This window comes from Streptomyces sp. FXJ1.172 (genome assembly GCF_001636945.3).
In the GTDB taxonomy this organism is placed as follows: Bacteria; Actinomycetota; Actinomycetes; order Streptomycetales; family Streptomycetaceae; genus Streptomyces.
Genome location: NZ_CP119133.2, coordinates 5,052,104 through 5,066,030, shown reverse-complemented (window position 1 = coordinate 5,066,030; position 13,927 = coordinate 5,052,104). Strand labels below are relative to the sequence as shown.

Below are 13,927 nucleotides of genomic sequence, written 5' to 3'. Positions count from 1 at the left end.
CGGCGGCGGCTTGCGGGGCCCACACCACTCGCCGAGCCGCAGACAGGTGCACGCGGAGCGCCACCACGCACCGCTCACGCACAGGCCCGGAAACGAGACAGCGCCCGGGCCGGCCGAAGCCGATCCGAGCGCTGCTTAGCAGGTCAGAGGGGGTGAACCCTCCCCCCGCCACCGTAGGCCCTGTGGGACTCGAACCCACAACCAATGGATTAAAAGTCCACTGCTCTGCCAATTGAGCTAAGGGCCCAGGCGATGTTGCCTGTCCGAGCATAGCCGGACGCGGCCGAGTCTCCGATCGGGTATCGGTGGACCGGCCGCGTCGCGGGTGGCGGTGTGGGTGGGATGGTCACTTTTCGGCCGGCTCGGGGACCGCGGCGCGGTCCGGGGTGAGGAACCAGTGGCGGGCCGAGGCCAGCCACCAGGTCGCCGCGAAGCCGAGGACGACCAGGACGGCCACGGGCGCGTAGTTGAAGGTCTTCCAGGTGACCGGGGAGACCTGCGGGAGCATGAAGAGGATCGTGATCGCCACCACCCACGCCACCGAGACGACCCCGATCGCCCCCGACCAGCGGCCCAGGTGCCACGGCCCGCGTTCGAAGCCGGCGCCCTTGCGGACGCGCAGGAACGTCGGGATGACGTACGCGATGTACAGGCCGATCACCGCGATCGACGTCACCGCCGCGTACGCCGTGGAGTTGATCAGGTACGGCAGGCCGAGCGCCAGGGCGGCCAGCGCGGCCAGCCAGACCGCCGCCACAGGGGTGCGGGTGCGCGGGCTGACCGTGTGCCAGATGTGCGAGAAGGGCAGTGCGCCGTCGCGGGAAAAGGCGTAGATCATGCGGCTGTTGGCGGTCACCGAGGCCATGCCGCAGAAGAGCTGGGCGCCGATCACCACCAGCAGCAACAGCTTGCCGGTGGTCGCTCCCAGCGCGTCCAGGAGGATCTGGGCGGGCGGTGCGCCCGTCGGGGACGTCAACTCCTTGTCGTACGACTGGATCGCGAACGTGAAGCCCAGCAGGAGCACGAAGCCTGCGATCCAGGACGTCCAGATGGAGCGGACGATGCCCTTCGGGCCCGCCGTGGACGCGTCGTGGGTCTCCTCCGTCATGTGCGCGGAGGCGTCGTAGCCGGTGAAGGTGTACTGGGCCATCAGAAGGCCGAGGAGGACGACGTACGGGCCGCTGCCCCAGCCCGTCCCGTTCACGAACTTCGTGAACACGAAGGACGCCGACCGGTGGTGGTCGGGGACGAAGGCGAGCGCGCCGACGATCACCGCGACTCCGAGCACGTGCCACCACACGCTCACGCTGTTCAGGAACGCGACGATCCGGACGCCGAAGGTGTTCAGCAGGCCGTGCAGCAGGAGGATCGCCGCGAAGAGCAGGACCGTGCGGCCCGGGGTCACCTCGAAGCCGAACTGGAGGTTCAGGTACGCACCGAGGAAGGAGGCCGCGCCGAAGTCGATGCCCGCGGTCACCGCGACCTGGCCCAGCACGTTGAACCAGCCCGTGAACCACGCCCAGGCCGCCGCCGAGCGGGGCGGTGCGAGGCGGTGCGCCCAGAAGTACAGGCCGGCCGACGTGGGGTACGCGGAGCAGATTTCGGCCATCGACAGGCCGACGAACAGCGTCATCAGGCCCACCGCCACCCAACCCCAGGTGATCACCGCCGGGCCGCCGGTGATCATGCCGAAGAGATACAGGGTCAGGCAGCCGGACAGCACCGAGATGATCGTGAAGGAGACGGCGTAGTTCGAGAACGCCGACATACGGCGGGCGAGGACCTGGGTGTAGCCGAGCTGGGCCAGCCGTTCCTCGTCCGACAGGCCGTGCGCGTCGTGCGTTCCGCTCACTCTCGCGTCTTCTGTCATGCTCCCAGCAATTCCCTCGCCGGGGGCAGGACATGCGTCACGCAATGGCCAAAAAGGGCCCGTACGACGTGGTCGTACGGGCCCTTCTCAGATCACTCGGCAGCGCTCACTCGGCGTCAGCCGTTGCGCTTCCAGCGGGGCTTGTCCTCACGGCGGCCGAAGGAGCCGGTGCCGCGGTGGTCGTCACGGCGGCCGTAGGGGCGGTCGTGACCGCCGCCGGAGGTCCCCCCGCTCGAGGGGCGACGGGAGTGGGGGAGGAAGCCCGGACGGTCGTCACGGCGGTCACGGTTGAACGGGCGGTCGCTGCCCCGGTGTCCGCCGCGCTCGTCCCGGCGGAAACCACCACGGTCGTCACGGCGGTCGAAGGAACGGCCGCCACGGTCACGGTCCCGGTCACGGTCGAACGGACGACGGTCGTCACGGCGCTCGAAGCCACGGCCACCACGGTCGTCACGGCGGTCGTCGCGGCGGTCGAAGGAACGGCCGCCACGGTCACGGTCCCGGTCACGGTCGAACGGACGACGGTCGTCGCGACGCTCGAAGCCACGGCCACCACGGTCGTCACGGCGGTCGTCACGGCGCTCGAAGCCGCCACGGTCGTCACGGCGGTCGTCACGGCGCTCGAAGGAACGGCCGCCACGGTCACGGTCCCGGTCACGGTCGAACGGACGACGGTCGTCACGGCGCTCGAAGCCGCGCTCACCCCGCTCACCGCGCTCACCACGGTCCCGGTCGAAACCACGCTCGCCACGGTCCCGGTCGTAGCCGCGCCGCTCCCGGCGCTCGTACGGCGCCGAAGCCGCCGGGCGCTCCTCGCGCTCGGCCTGCTGCTCGGCGGCGACGGCGACCTCGGCGACCGCCAGCTCCTCCGCAGCCGTCGCCTGGGCCTCGGCCACCGCGGCCTCGGGGTCCTCGCCGCGCTCGCGGGCGACCCGGGCGACCAGCCGGTCGGACTCCTCGCGCAGCTCGGCCGCGCGGCGCTGGGCGCGCTCCAGCTGCTTGGTGAGCTGGGCGACCTCGCGCTCGGCCTGCTGGGCGGCGTTGTTCGCGGACTCGGCCTGGACCTCGGTCATGGAGCGGGCGCCGGTGATCTCGGCGACCTCCGGGTCGAAGGTGCCGGCGCCCTGGATGATGTGGCGCGCGGCGTCCACGCCGGCGTCCTCCATCAGGCGGAAGATCTGGCGCCGCTGGTGCGGCAGGGACAGGGAGACGACCGTGCCGGTGCGGCCCGCGCGCGCGGTACGGCCGGCCCGGTGCAGGTAGTCCTTGTGGTCGCCGGCCGGGTCCACGTTCAGGACCAGGTCGATGCCGTCGACGTGGATGCCGCGGGCGGCGACGTCGGTGGCGACCAGGACGTTGACGTAGCCGTCCTTGAAGTCGGCCAGGGTGCGGGTGCGGGCGCCCTGGGTCATGCCGCCGTGCAGCGCGTCGGCCTTCACGCCCGCCTCACGCAGCTGCTCGGCGACGCGGTCGGCGCCCAGCTGGGTGCGGACGAAGATGATCGTGCGGCCCTTGCGGGAGGCGATCGCGGCGGTGACCGGCGCCTTGTCCTTGGGCTTCACGATGAGGATGTGGTGGGACATGGTCGTCACCGCGCCCTGGGCCGCGTCCACCTCGTGGGAGACGGGGCTGTTCAGGTAGCGGTCGACGAGGGTCTGGATCTCGTTCTCCATCGTGGCGGAGAAGAGCATGCGCTGGCCGCCGGCCGGGACCTGGTCGAGCAGCTCGGTGACCTCGGGCAGGAAGCCCAGGTCGGACATCTGGTCCGCCTCGTCCAGGACGGCGATCTGCACGTCGTCGAGCGAGCAGGCGCCGCGGTTGATGATGTCGCGCAGGCGGCCCGGGGTGGCGACCAGGATGTCGACGCCGCGCTCCAGGGCGTAGATCTGGTTGCCCATCGAGGTGCCGCCGCAGACGACCTTCATCTTCAGGCCGAGGACGTCGCCGTACGGCTGGAGGGCGTCGGCGACCTGCATGGCCAGCTCGCGGGTCGGGGTGAGGATGACCGCGCGGGGCTTGTGCTTCTGGGTGCGGCCGCCGGCCAGCGTGGCCAGGGTCGGCAGACCGAAGGAGAGGGTCTTGCCGGAGCCGGTGCGGCCACGGCCGAGGATGTCCTTGCCGACCAGGGCGTCCGGGATGGTCGCGGCCTGGATCGGGAAGGGGGTCGTCACGCCGTTCTGCGCGAGCTTGCGCACGATGCCCTCGGGGAGGCCGAGGTCGGCGAAGGTGGTCTGGGGGGTGGTGTCAGCGGCCTCGGGGGCCTCGGTGACCTCGGTCGCCACGTCGGTGAGTTCGCTGTCGAGCTGGTTCAGCTCGTTGAACTCGTTCTCGGACACGACGAACTGGTCAGTACTGGACACGGACATGCGAATGCGAAACCTTCCGGAGTCTCGTCGGCACGCGCCCGTCAACTCCGTGATTCGCTCACGACCGCCTCGATGCGGTCCGCCACGGCAAAGGAGAGTACGCGCCACACGGCGCGCTCTGTGGTGGCGCCGGGCAAATGGGATCAAACGATCTACCACCATACGCACCCACCACCCCTGAAGGCAAACCGAGCCTCGAAGTCGCAGGTCGGCTGGGGATCAGGTGCTCACACCGGTACGCCCGCGGTGGGGGCCGGCTCACGCTGGACCAGCTGCGGACCGGGCCCCTCGTGCGCCGAGGAGGACGGCTCGGCCGACGGGGGCTCGGAGGTGGCCGGAGGCGGGGTGGAAGCCGGGGGCTGGGGCGGGGCGGAGGTGGCCGGCGGGGTCGGCGGGGCCTTGGTCGGCACCGGGTTCCCGGGCCCCGCGGTCGCCCCCGGCCCACCGGGCCTGCCGGGCCGCGGCGGGGTCGCGGACGCGCTGCCCGCGCCGGAGGGGGTGGCCGAGGCACTGGGCGAGTCCCCGGGCTTCGTCCTGCCGCCGTTGCCGTGCTTGCCGTCACCCGCCTCGCCCCCTCGCGGTAGGCCGCCGGCGCCGACCGCCGGGCCGCCGTCCGGCGCCTCACCGCCGTGCCGGCCCGCCGAGTGCGAGGGCCGGGCCCGGCCGGCGTCGTCGCCCACGTTCACACAGCCGGCCGCGGCGGCGACGGCCAGCATGGTGACGGCGAGCCGGGAGGGTACGTACAAGGGGCGCACAGCGGCCACCTCCGGGGCAAGGAAAGGAGTCAACCTCCCCAACTCCCGCCGCCCGCAAGAGGACACGCGCCCCGTGCGCATCGGGACTCAGCCGTACCCGAGCGCGTGCAGCCGCGCGTCGTCGATACCGAAGTGATGGGCGATCTCGTGCACCACCGTCACCTCGGTCTCCGCGATCGCGTCCTCCCGTGACGCGCACATCCTCAGCGTCGGTCCCCGGTAGATCGTGATCCGGTCGGGCAGCACACCCGCGTACCACTCGCCGCGATCGGTCAGCGGGGTCCCCTCGTACAGCCCGAGCAGCTCGGGATCGTCCGCCGACGGCTCGTCCTCGACGAACACCGCCACGTTGTCCATCAGCCGCGTCAGCTCCGGCGGGATCCGGTCGAGCGCCTCGGCGACCAGTTCCTCGAACTCCTCGCGCGTCATCTCCAGCACAGGGTCATTGTCCGGTACGGGAGCTTCGTACGAGAGCGGCGCGGCGCCGCATACCCATGCCCGGACATGGGCATACGGGACCAATGGTCCGCGTCCCCGTCGCAGCCCTCCGCACGCTGACGAACCGCGTACGCCTGTCCCCGGCCCGCCGGAGCATCCGCACGCTCACCGCCCCCGGACCGGCCGGCAACCCGGAGCGCCCCTGGCTGAGCGCGCTCGGGCTCACGGCCGTCGTGCTCGTCGGGGCCTGGCTGGGCCTGCTGATCGTCGGGAGCGTACGGGCCCCCGTCGGCCCGATGAACACCACGATGGCGCTGCGCCCGTCCCTCTCCGGCGGCACGAAGATCAACATCTCGCCGCTGGGTACGCTCACCCTGGACAGCCACGTGGCCCCGGTCCGGCTGGACGTCAACGTCGACCAGCTCGACCCGCTGCGTTCCCAGGCCCTGGTCGACCATCCCGAGCGACTCTCCGGCCTGCAGGAGGAGGTCGCCCAGGACGTCGAGCACGGCACCCTGGACCTGGCCGTACGCTCCTGTGTCGCCGTCGCCGCCGGCGCCGCCACCCTCGGCCTCGCCGTCTACCGCCGCCCGCGCCGGGCCCTCGCGGCCGGCGGACTGGCCCTGGCGCTGCTCGCCGCCTCGGGCGCGTCGGCGTACGCCACCTGGAACCCGAAGTCGGTGCTGGAGCCGAAGTACTCGGGGCTGCTGTCCTCGGCGCCCTCCGTGGTCGGCAACGCGCGCAGCATCGTCACCGAGTTCGACGTCTACCAGAAGGAGCTGGCCCGCCTGGTGACGAATGTGACGAAGCTCTACGACGTCACCTCCACGCTCCCCGCCTACCAGCCGGACCCCTCCACCATCCGGGTCCTGCACGTGTCGGACATCCACCTCAACCCGGCGAGCTGGAAGATCATCGCCTCGCTGGTGGAGCAGTACAAGGTGAACGTGATCGTGGACTCGGGCGACACCATGGACCACGGCATAGCGGCCGAGAACGGTTTCCTGGACCCGATCAGGGACCTGGATGTGCCGTACGTCTGGGTGCGGGGCAACCACGACTCGATGATCACCCAGCGCTATCTGGAGCGGATGAAGAACGTGCGCGTCCTGGACGGCGGGCGGGCACAGACGGTCGCCGGCCTGCGCTTCGCGGGCATGGGCGATCCGCAGTTCACCCCGGACCGCTCGGCGGTGCCCGGCGGCAACGCGGCCGAGCAGCTGGCCGGCGACCGGCTGGCCAGCGCCCTGCGCGACCAGAGGGCCCGGCGCACCGCGGTCGACGTCGCCGTCGCCCACGAGCCCGCCGCCGCCCGCGAGACGGACGGCGAGGTGCCGCTGGTGCTGTGCGGCCACTTGCACCACGAGGGGGACGAGATGCTGCCCTACGGCACCCGGCTGCGGATGGAGGGCTCCACGGGCGGCAGCGGGCTGCGGGCCGTGGAGGGCAAGTACCCCGCCCCGATCGAGGCCTCGATCCTCTACTTCGACCGGGACAGCCGCCGTCTGCAGGCCTGGGACGCGATCAAGCTGGGCGGGCTGGGCGAGACGACGGCCGAGGTCAGCCGCCATCTGGCCACCCCGGTCAAGCCCGGCCCCCGGCCGGCCCCGTCCGGATCGGTGACCTCCTCCGCCCCCTCGCCGTAAACCGTTTTGGCGATAGCCCTCGGCATCCCATATGCTTCTCACGTCCCCGACGCGCTGAGAAGCGCCCAGGCGGGCCGATAGCCCTCATCGTCTAGCGGCCTAGGACGCCGCCCTTTCAAGGCGGTAGCACGGGTTCGAATCCCGTTGGGGGCACGCAAAACCGTGTGCGACACTGTTGCACGCACAAGCTTGGTCCTGTGGAGCAGTTTGGAGTGCTCGCCACCCTGTCAAGGTGGAGGCCGCGGGTTCAAATCCCGTCAGGACCGCTGGTGTTTCACGTGAAACACCGTGGCTGGGTAGCTCAGTTGGTACGAGCGTCCGCCTGAAAAGCGGAAGGTCGCCGGTTCGACCCCGGCCCCAGCCACAGCCAGAAGGCCCCGTTCGTCGAACGGGGCCTTCGTCGTAGGGGGACATACGGTGGCAGACGACTTCCAGGGCTTCCCGGAGCGCCAGGACATCCTGGTTTTCAAGGGGTTCGACATCGCCAGTCGTGGCTACGACCGCGCCCAGGTGGACGCCTTTCTGGCCAGCCTGACCACGGGTTCGGCGCCCGGGGCGCCACCCGTCTTCGACATCGTCCGGCGTGGATACGACCGGGTGCAGGTGGACGCGCGGATCGCTCAGCTGCTGAGCGGGGGGCCGGGGAGATGAACCAGGACCAGGTCGTCGCCATGACGGCGGACACCCAGCTGGAGAGGACGCGGGCGCGGTACGGGCTGCTCGCGGTCGTCGCCAGCAATCTCGCGATCGTCGTGGTCGCGATCGTCGGCGTGTGGCGGCTCGGCGGGGACAAGTCGGTGATCGTCGGCATCCTGACCGCCGCGTTCACCGCCGTGAGCAGCATGACCACCGCCTACCTGGGGATCAAGGCCATCTCCAACACCGCGAAGTCGCTCGCTCTGGCACAGCAAGGTGCTGCGTCGGCCTCGACGCCGCCGGCCTCGACGCCGCCGGCCGCCGCACCGCCGGCCCAGCGCGCCGGCTAGGGTCCCGCGCCCCTTCTGGGCGCTCCCCTGAACCCCCGAGCAATTCATTCGCGTGATTTTCGGCCGGGGTGAGATCCTGGACCGCGTATGTCTACGCATCCCGCCCTCGGCACCCTCGCCCCCCGTCTGACCGAGCTGTCGCTGCGTGACGCGCACCGGCTCGGGCGGCGGCTCGAGGGCGCGCGCAAGATCCGTAAGCCCGAGGCCCGCGCCGCCGTCCTCGCCGAGATCGAGGCGGAGGTCGGCAAGGCCGAGGCACGGATCGGTGAACGGCGTGCCCGCGTGCCCGCCGTCACGTACCCCGAGCAGCTGCCCGTCAGCCAGAAGAAGGACGAGATCGCGGCCGCCATCCGCGATCACCAAGTCGTCATCGTCGCCGGTGAGACCGGTTCCGGTAAGACCACCCAGATCCCGAAGATCTGTGTGGAGCTGGGCCGGGGCGTGCGCGGCATGATCGGGCACACCCAGCCCCGCCGTATCGCCGCGCGCACCGTCGCCGAGCGGGTGGCCGAGGAGCTGCGGACTCCGCTCGGCGAGACCGTCGGCTGGAAGGTCCGCTTCACCGACCAGGTGAATCCGGACGCCACCTTCATCAAGCTGATGACGGACGGCATCCTGCTCGCCGAGATCCAGACCGACCGCGAGCTGCGCGCCTACGACACGATCATCATCGACGAGGCCCACGAACGGTCCCTCAACATCGACTTCCTGCTCGGGTATCTGGCGCAGCTGCTGCCGAAGCGGCCGGATCTGAAGGTCGTCATCACCTCCGCCACCATCGATCCCGAGCGTTTCTCGCGGCACTTCGGCGACGCGCCGATCATCGAGGTCAGCGGGCGGACGTACCCCGTGGAGGTGCGCTACCGGCCCCTCCTGGAGGAGGACTCCGAGGACGCCGACCGCGACCAGATCACCGCGATCACGGACGCCGTCGAGGAGCTGATGGCCGAGGGCCGGGGCGACATCCTCGTCTTCCTCTCCGGCGAGCGCGAGATCCGGGACACGGCGGACGCGCTGGAGAAGAAGAAGTACAGATTCACCGAGATCCTTCCCCTCTACGCCCGGCTGTCGCACGCCGAGCAGCACCGGGTCTTCCAGCCGCACACCGGGCGCAGGATCGTTCTCGCGACGAACGTCGCCGAGACCTCCCTGACCGTCCCCGGCATCAAGTACGTCATCGACCCCGGCTTCGCCCGGATCAGCCGCTACAGCCACCGCACCAAGGTCCAGCGACTGCCGATCGAGCCGGTCTCGCAGGCCAGCGCCAACCAGCGCAAGGGCCGCTGCGGCCGTACGTCCGACGGCATCTGCATCCGGCTCTACAGCGAGGACGACTTCCTCGCCCGCCCGGAGTTCACGGACGCGGAGGTCCTCCGTACGAACCTCGCCTCCGTCATCCTGCAGATGACCGCCGCCGGCCTCGGCGACATCGAGAAGTTCCCCTTCATCGACCCGCCGGACCACCGCAACATCCGCGACGGTGTGCAGCTGCTGCAGGAGCTGGGCGCGCTGGACCCCACGCAGAAGGACGTCCGCAAGCGGCTCACCGACACCGGCCGCAAGCTGGCCCAGCTGCCCGTCGACCCGCGCCTGGCCCGGATGGTCCTGGAGGCCGACCGGAACGACTGTGTCCGCGAGGTCATGGTCATCGCGGCCGCGCTGTCCATCCAGGACCCGCGCGAGCGCCCGGCCGACAAGCAGACCCAGGCCGACCAGCAGCACGCCCGGTTCAAGGACGAGACCAGCGACTTCCTCGCCTATCTGAACCTGTGGCGGTACGTCCGCGAGCAGCAGAAGGAGCGCGGCTCCAGCTCCTTCCGGCGCATGTGCAAGCAGGAGTACCTGAACTTCCTGCGCATCCGCGAATGGCAGGACATCTACACCCAGCTGCGCACGGTCGCCAAGCAGATGGGCATGCACATCACGGACCCCGCGGCGGGCACCGACGCCCCCGACGACCGGATCCACGTCTCCCTCCTCGCCGGTCTCCTCTCCCACGTCGGGATGAAGGACGTGAAGGACGGCAACAAGAACGAGTACCTGGGCGCCCGCAACGCCAAGTTCGCGATCTTCCCCGGCTCTGCGCTGTTCAAGAAGCAGCCGAAGTTCGTGATGTCCGCCGAGCTGGTGGAGACGTCCAGGCTCTGGGCGCGGGTCAACGCCAGGATCGAGCCCGAGTGGGTCGAGCCGCTCGCCGAGCACCTCCTGAAGCGGACGTACAGCGAACCGCACTGGGAGAAGGACCAGGCAGCCGTGATGGCGTACGAGAAGGTCACGCTGTACGGCGTCCCGATCGTCGCCCAGCGCAAGGTGAACTACGGCCGCATCGACCCGGAGACGAGTCGCGAGCTGTTCATCCGCAACGCGCTGGTCGAGGGCGACTGGCGCACGCACCACAAGTTCTTCGCCGACAACCGCAAGCTCCTCAGCGAGGTCGAGGAGCTGGAGAACCGGGCGCGGCGGCGGGACATCGTGGTCGACGACGACACGCTCTTCGACTTCTACGACCAGCGCGTGCCCGAACACGTGGTGTCGGGCGCCCACTTCGACTCCTGGTGGAAGCACAAGCGGCACGAGCAGCAGGACTTCCTGGACTTCGAGCGGGAGATGCTCATCCGGGAGTCGGCGGAGGCGGTCACCAAGGCCGACTATCCGGACAGCTGGCACCAGGGGCGGCTCAAGTTCCGGGTGACGTACCAGTTCGAGCCGGGCGCGGACGCGGACGGTGTGACGGTCCACATTCCGCTCCAGGTCCTCAACCAGGTCACGGACGAGGGCTTCGACTGGCAGATCCCGGGCCTGCGCGAGGAGGTCGTGACGGAGCTGATCCGCTCCCTGCCGAAGCCGATCCGCCGCAACTACGTGCCCGCGCCGAACTACGCCAAGGCGTTCCTGGAGAAGGCGGTGCCCCTCCAGGAGCCGCTGGCGGTGACGATGGCGCGCGAGCTGAAGCGCATGGTCGGCGTGCCCTTCGAGGCGGAGGACTTCGACTGGTCGAAGGTCCCGGAGCACCTCAGGATCACCTTCCGGATCGTGGACGAACGGCGCCGGAAGCTGGCCGAGGACAAGGACCTGGAGGCGCTGAAGCTCCAGCTGAAGCCGAAGGCGAGGAAGGCCCTCTCCCAGGCGGCAGCGGCCACCGCTTCCCGCGAGGGCGGCGAGTCCCTGGAGCGCAGGGGCCTGACCGACTGGACGATCGGCACGCTCACCCGGATCTTCGAGACCCGCCGGGCCGGCCAGCCGGTGAAGGCGTACCCGGCGCTGGTGGACGACGGCGACACGGTCTCGGTACGGCTCTTCGACACGGAGGCCGAGCAGGCGGAAGCCATGTGGAAGGGCACCCGCCGCCTGATCCTTCGGAACATCCCGGTGAACCCGGCGAAGTTCGCCTCGGAGAAGCTGACGAACGCCCAGAAGCTCGCCCTGTCCGCGAACCCGCACGGCTCCATCCAGGCCCTGTTCGACGACTGCGCGATGGCCGCGGCGGACAAGCTGATCGCGGACTTCGGCGGGCCGGTGTGGGACGAGGAGTCGTACCGGAAGCTGTACGACAAGGTGCGCGCGGAGATCGTGGACACGACGGTGCGTACGGTCGCCCAGGTGCAGCAGGTGCTCGCGGCCTGGCAGGCCTGTGAGCGCCGTCTGAAGGCCGTGCAGAGCCCGGCGCTGCTGGCGAACCTCACGGACGTGCGGGGGCAGCTGGACGCGCTCGTGAAGCCCGGCTTCGTGACGTGGGCCGGCATACGCCGCCTGCCCGACCTCATGCGCTACCTGGTGGCCGCGGACCGGCGCCTGCAGCAGATGCCGACGAACGTCCAGCGGGACACCACCCGCATGGACAAGGTCCACGAGATGCAGGACGAGTACGCCTGGCTCCTGGAGCAGCTCCCCAAGGGCCGCCCGGTCCCGCAGGCCGTCCTGGACATCCGCTGGATGCTGGAGGAGCTGAGGGTCAGCTATTTCGCCCACGCCCTCGGCACCGCATACCCCATCTCCGACAAGCGGATCGTGAAGGCGATCGACGCGGCCGCACCGTAATCGTCCGTGCACAGGGGGTGAGTTCGACCAGGCGGCCCCACCTCCTGTACAGTCTGTTCTCGCAGCGCAACGCAGCAAGCCAAGCGCCGCGAAGCCTGGTCCTGTGGAGCAGTTTGGAGTGCTCGCCACCCTGTCAAGGTGGAGGCCGCGGGTTCAAATCCCGTCAGGACCGCATCGAAGAAGGGCCCGCATCCAAGACTGGATGCGGGCCCTTCGGCTTGCCCGCCAGGACCGCACCGCAGAAGAGCCCGCATCCGAGACCGGACGCGGGCCCTTCTTGTTTTCCGGCGCAGCGCAGGGCGCCACGTGGCGTTGTGGGGAGCCGCCGGCGCCCGCGGTCTTGACGGCGTCACATTCCCTCGGTACCCAGAAGGCAGGGCCTGCTTCCCTCTGCGGCCCCGGAGGTGGCGTATGGCGGCATCGGCCAGGCACGAGACGCGCGCGCTGCTGAGGGCGCATCTGTCGGCCGCCTCGTCCTACCGGCACCTCACCCGCCACTGCCCCGTCTGTCACCACCTCCTGCGGCTGGCGATGGACGCCGGAACGCGGGCCCCGGAGGCGGGGGACGAGAGCGTCGAGGATCTAGCGGGACTCGAGGGCCTCGAGGGCGAAAGTCCCTGCAGCGCGTGACCAGCGGCTGCCCCAACTGCCCACCACGCGTGGGACGCTGGAACATGTCGCTCCATTAGCGCACACATGCCCCCGGCAACAACTATCCCGGCATGTGACGGGAGTCACCGCATGAGTTTTTGAAAGGGGTGAACTTACCCCCGGCCTACAACTGGTCAATTTAATATGTGCAATTGCACCCACTCCAGAGGCCTCACACAGCGGTTCCGACAGCCCTCCCCAGACTCCGACAAGCCCGCTCACAGCCCCACCCCCAACCCCCGACCAGCGCACAAAAAAGATCGCGCTGGACCCGGCGGAGTCCAGCGCGATCTACGACGCACCCTGTGTCGCTGCCAACAACGTTCTCTTCGGCTTGGGCGTGAGGCCTGTTGGGGCAGGTCCCGCGTCGCTTGGAGCTAGGGGTCGGACGTCTCGGCGAGTTGGGGGACCTGCCGTTCTGCCCGGCTATGCGGTTGTTCAGGCCTCGCTGCGCTGCTGCGGGATGCCCGCGAGCAGAGCGCGGACCTCGGCCTCGCGGTAGCGGCGGTGCCCGCCGAGCGTGCGGATGGACGTGAGCTTGCCGGCCTTCGCCCACCGCGTGACCGTCTTGGGGTCGACGCGGAACATGGTGGCGACCTCAGCCGGGGTCAGCAGCGGCTCGGCATCAGGGGTGCGAGCGGTCATGAGCGGCCTCCTCGGGAGAACCGAACCTTCTCGGTTCTTTCCTCTAAATTCTGCACCTTGACCCGCGTTGCCCGAAATGGCGGACGCGAGTCGAGTCGGTTATAGGACGAACGGCTTGTCCTCGGCACTACAACTACACCATCTGTCCAGCCGCGTCGGCCAAACCGATGGAATTGCCCTCCCAGGTGTTCATCACCGACGGAAGCCGATGGACCATGCCATAGCGGACAGTCACGCCACTGTGACGATCAGTCACAGTGGCGATCGGGAGTCACGAGACCCCCCAAAGCGCGCAATACCGAGATTCCGCCCAGAACGGAGCACAGTTGGACGGACGGAGTCCTCCCCGGACTCCTTGTCCTATTTTGGCATGAGGAGGGGCAAGCGACGCAAGGGCCCTGTACGTGCGGTCCGTCACGCTTCAGCCATCCTTGACACAAAAGACCGGATCGGGACCAACGCCCCGTCAGATGGTCAAGTGCGGTAGACCGTATGCCGTTCGGCGGCGTTTTGGATCGTGACGTGCGTCACT

10 protein-coding genes and 5 tRNA genes are annotated in these 13,927 nt (G+C 69.8%); 9 read left to right on the top strand and 6 right to left on the bottom strand.

Features of this window, described 5'->3' with window-relative positions; all coding sequences use genetic code 11:
* Positions 1-174: 174 nt before the first annotated feature.
* The 5 genes from A6P39_RS22625 to A6P39_RS22605 form a co-directional block, all read right to left on the bottom strand.
* A tRNA-Lys gene (locus A6P39_RS22625) sits at positions 175-247 on the bottom strand.
* Between the two features lie 99 nt (positions 248-346).
* Positions 347-1,870, bottom strand: a complete 1,524-nt coding sequence (locus A6P39_RS22620; RefSeq protein ID WP_067056198.1) for an amino acid permease — start codon at positions 1,868-1,870, stop codon at positions 347-349.
* A gap of 116 nt (positions 1,871-1,986) precedes the next feature.
* Positions 1,987-4,236 (bottom strand): DEAD/DEAH box helicase, encoded by a 2,250-nt coding sequence (locus tag A6P39_RS22615; protein WP_275883890.1) that lies wholly within the window; start codon positions 4,234-4,236, stop codon positions 1,987-1,989.
* 227 nt (positions 4,237-4,463) lie between these two features.
* On the bottom strand, positions 4,464-4,991 hold the full coding sequence (locus A6P39_RS22610; protein WP_275883889.1) for a hypothetical protein: 528 nt from the start codon (positions 4,989-4,991) through the stop codon (positions 4,464-4,466).
* 87 nt (positions 4,992-5,078) lie between these two features.
* The gene (locus A6P39_RS22605) at positions 5,079-5,429 is read right to left on the bottom strand and encodes a metallopeptidase family protein (RefSeq protein ID WP_067056208.1); all 351 of its coding nucleotides are present in this window, start codon (positions 5,427-5,429) and stop codon (positions 5,079-5,081) included.
* Positions 5,430-5,512: 83 nt separating this feature from the next.
* Here A6P39_RS22605 and A6P39_RS22600 point away from each other — a divergent pair, with 83 nt between their 5' ends.
* The 9 genes from A6P39_RS22600 to A6P39_RS22560 all read left to right on the top strand — a co-directional run bounded on the left by A6P39_RS22600 (position 5,513) and on the right by A6P39_RS22560 (position 12,729).
* Entirely contained in the window at positions 5,513-7,075 is a 1,563-nt protein-coding gene (locus A6P39_RS22600; RefSeq protein WP_067056210.1) for a metallophosphoesterase family protein, read from the top strand.
* 80 nt (positions 7,076-7,155) lie between these two features.
* Positions 7,156-7,228, top strand: a tRNA-Glu gene (locus tag A6P39_RS22595).
* Positions 7,229-7,266: 38 nt separating this feature from the next.
* A tRNA-Asp gene (locus A6P39_RS22590) sits at positions 7,267-7,341 on the top strand.
* Between the two features lie 24 nt (positions 7,342-7,365).
* A tRNA-Phe gene (locus tag A6P39_RS22585) sits at positions 7,366-7,439 on the top strand.
* Between the two features lie 53 nt (positions 7,440-7,492).
* On the top strand, positions 7,493-7,726 hold the full coding sequence (locus A6P39_RS22580; protein ID WP_067056213.1) for a DivIVA domain-containing protein: 234 nt from the start codon (positions 7,493-7,495) through the stop codon (positions 7,724-7,726).
* Positions 7,723-8,061, top strand: a complete 339-nt coding sequence (locus A6P39_RS22575; RefSeq protein WP_234379281.1) for a hypothetical protein — start codon at positions 7,723-7,725, stop codon at positions 8,059-8,061. Before A6P39_RS22580 ends, A6P39_RS22575 begins: the two co-directional genes overlap by 4 nt.
* A gap of 87 nt (positions 8,062-8,148) precedes the next feature.
* A complete protein-coding gene (gene hrpA / locus A6P39_RS22570) occupies positions 8,149-12,099 on the top strand; it encodes an ATP-dependent RNA helicase HrpA (protein ID WP_067056216.1) in 3,951 nt (1,316 codons plus the stop codon).
* 97 nt (positions 12,100-12,196) lie between these two features.
* A tRNA-Asp gene (locus tag A6P39_RS22565) sits at positions 12,197-12,271 on the top strand.
* Positions 12,272-12,510: 239 nt separating this feature from the next.
* Positions 12,511-12,729, top strand: a complete 219-nt coding sequence (locus A6P39_RS22560) for a DUF6274 family protein (protein WP_067056219.1) — start codon at positions 12,511-12,513, stop codon at positions 12,727-12,729.
* 459 nt (positions 12,730-13,188) lie between these two features.
* Here the strand turns inward: A6P39_RS22560 and bldC are convergent, their stop codons facing one another.
* Positions 13,189-13,395, bottom strand: coding sequence for a developmental transcriptional regulator BldC (gene bldC / locus A6P39_RS22555; RefSeq protein ID WP_003949541.1), 207 nt, complete (start codon positions 13,393-13,395; stop codon positions 13,189-13,191).
* Positions 13,396-13,927: the final 532 nt, after the last annotated feature.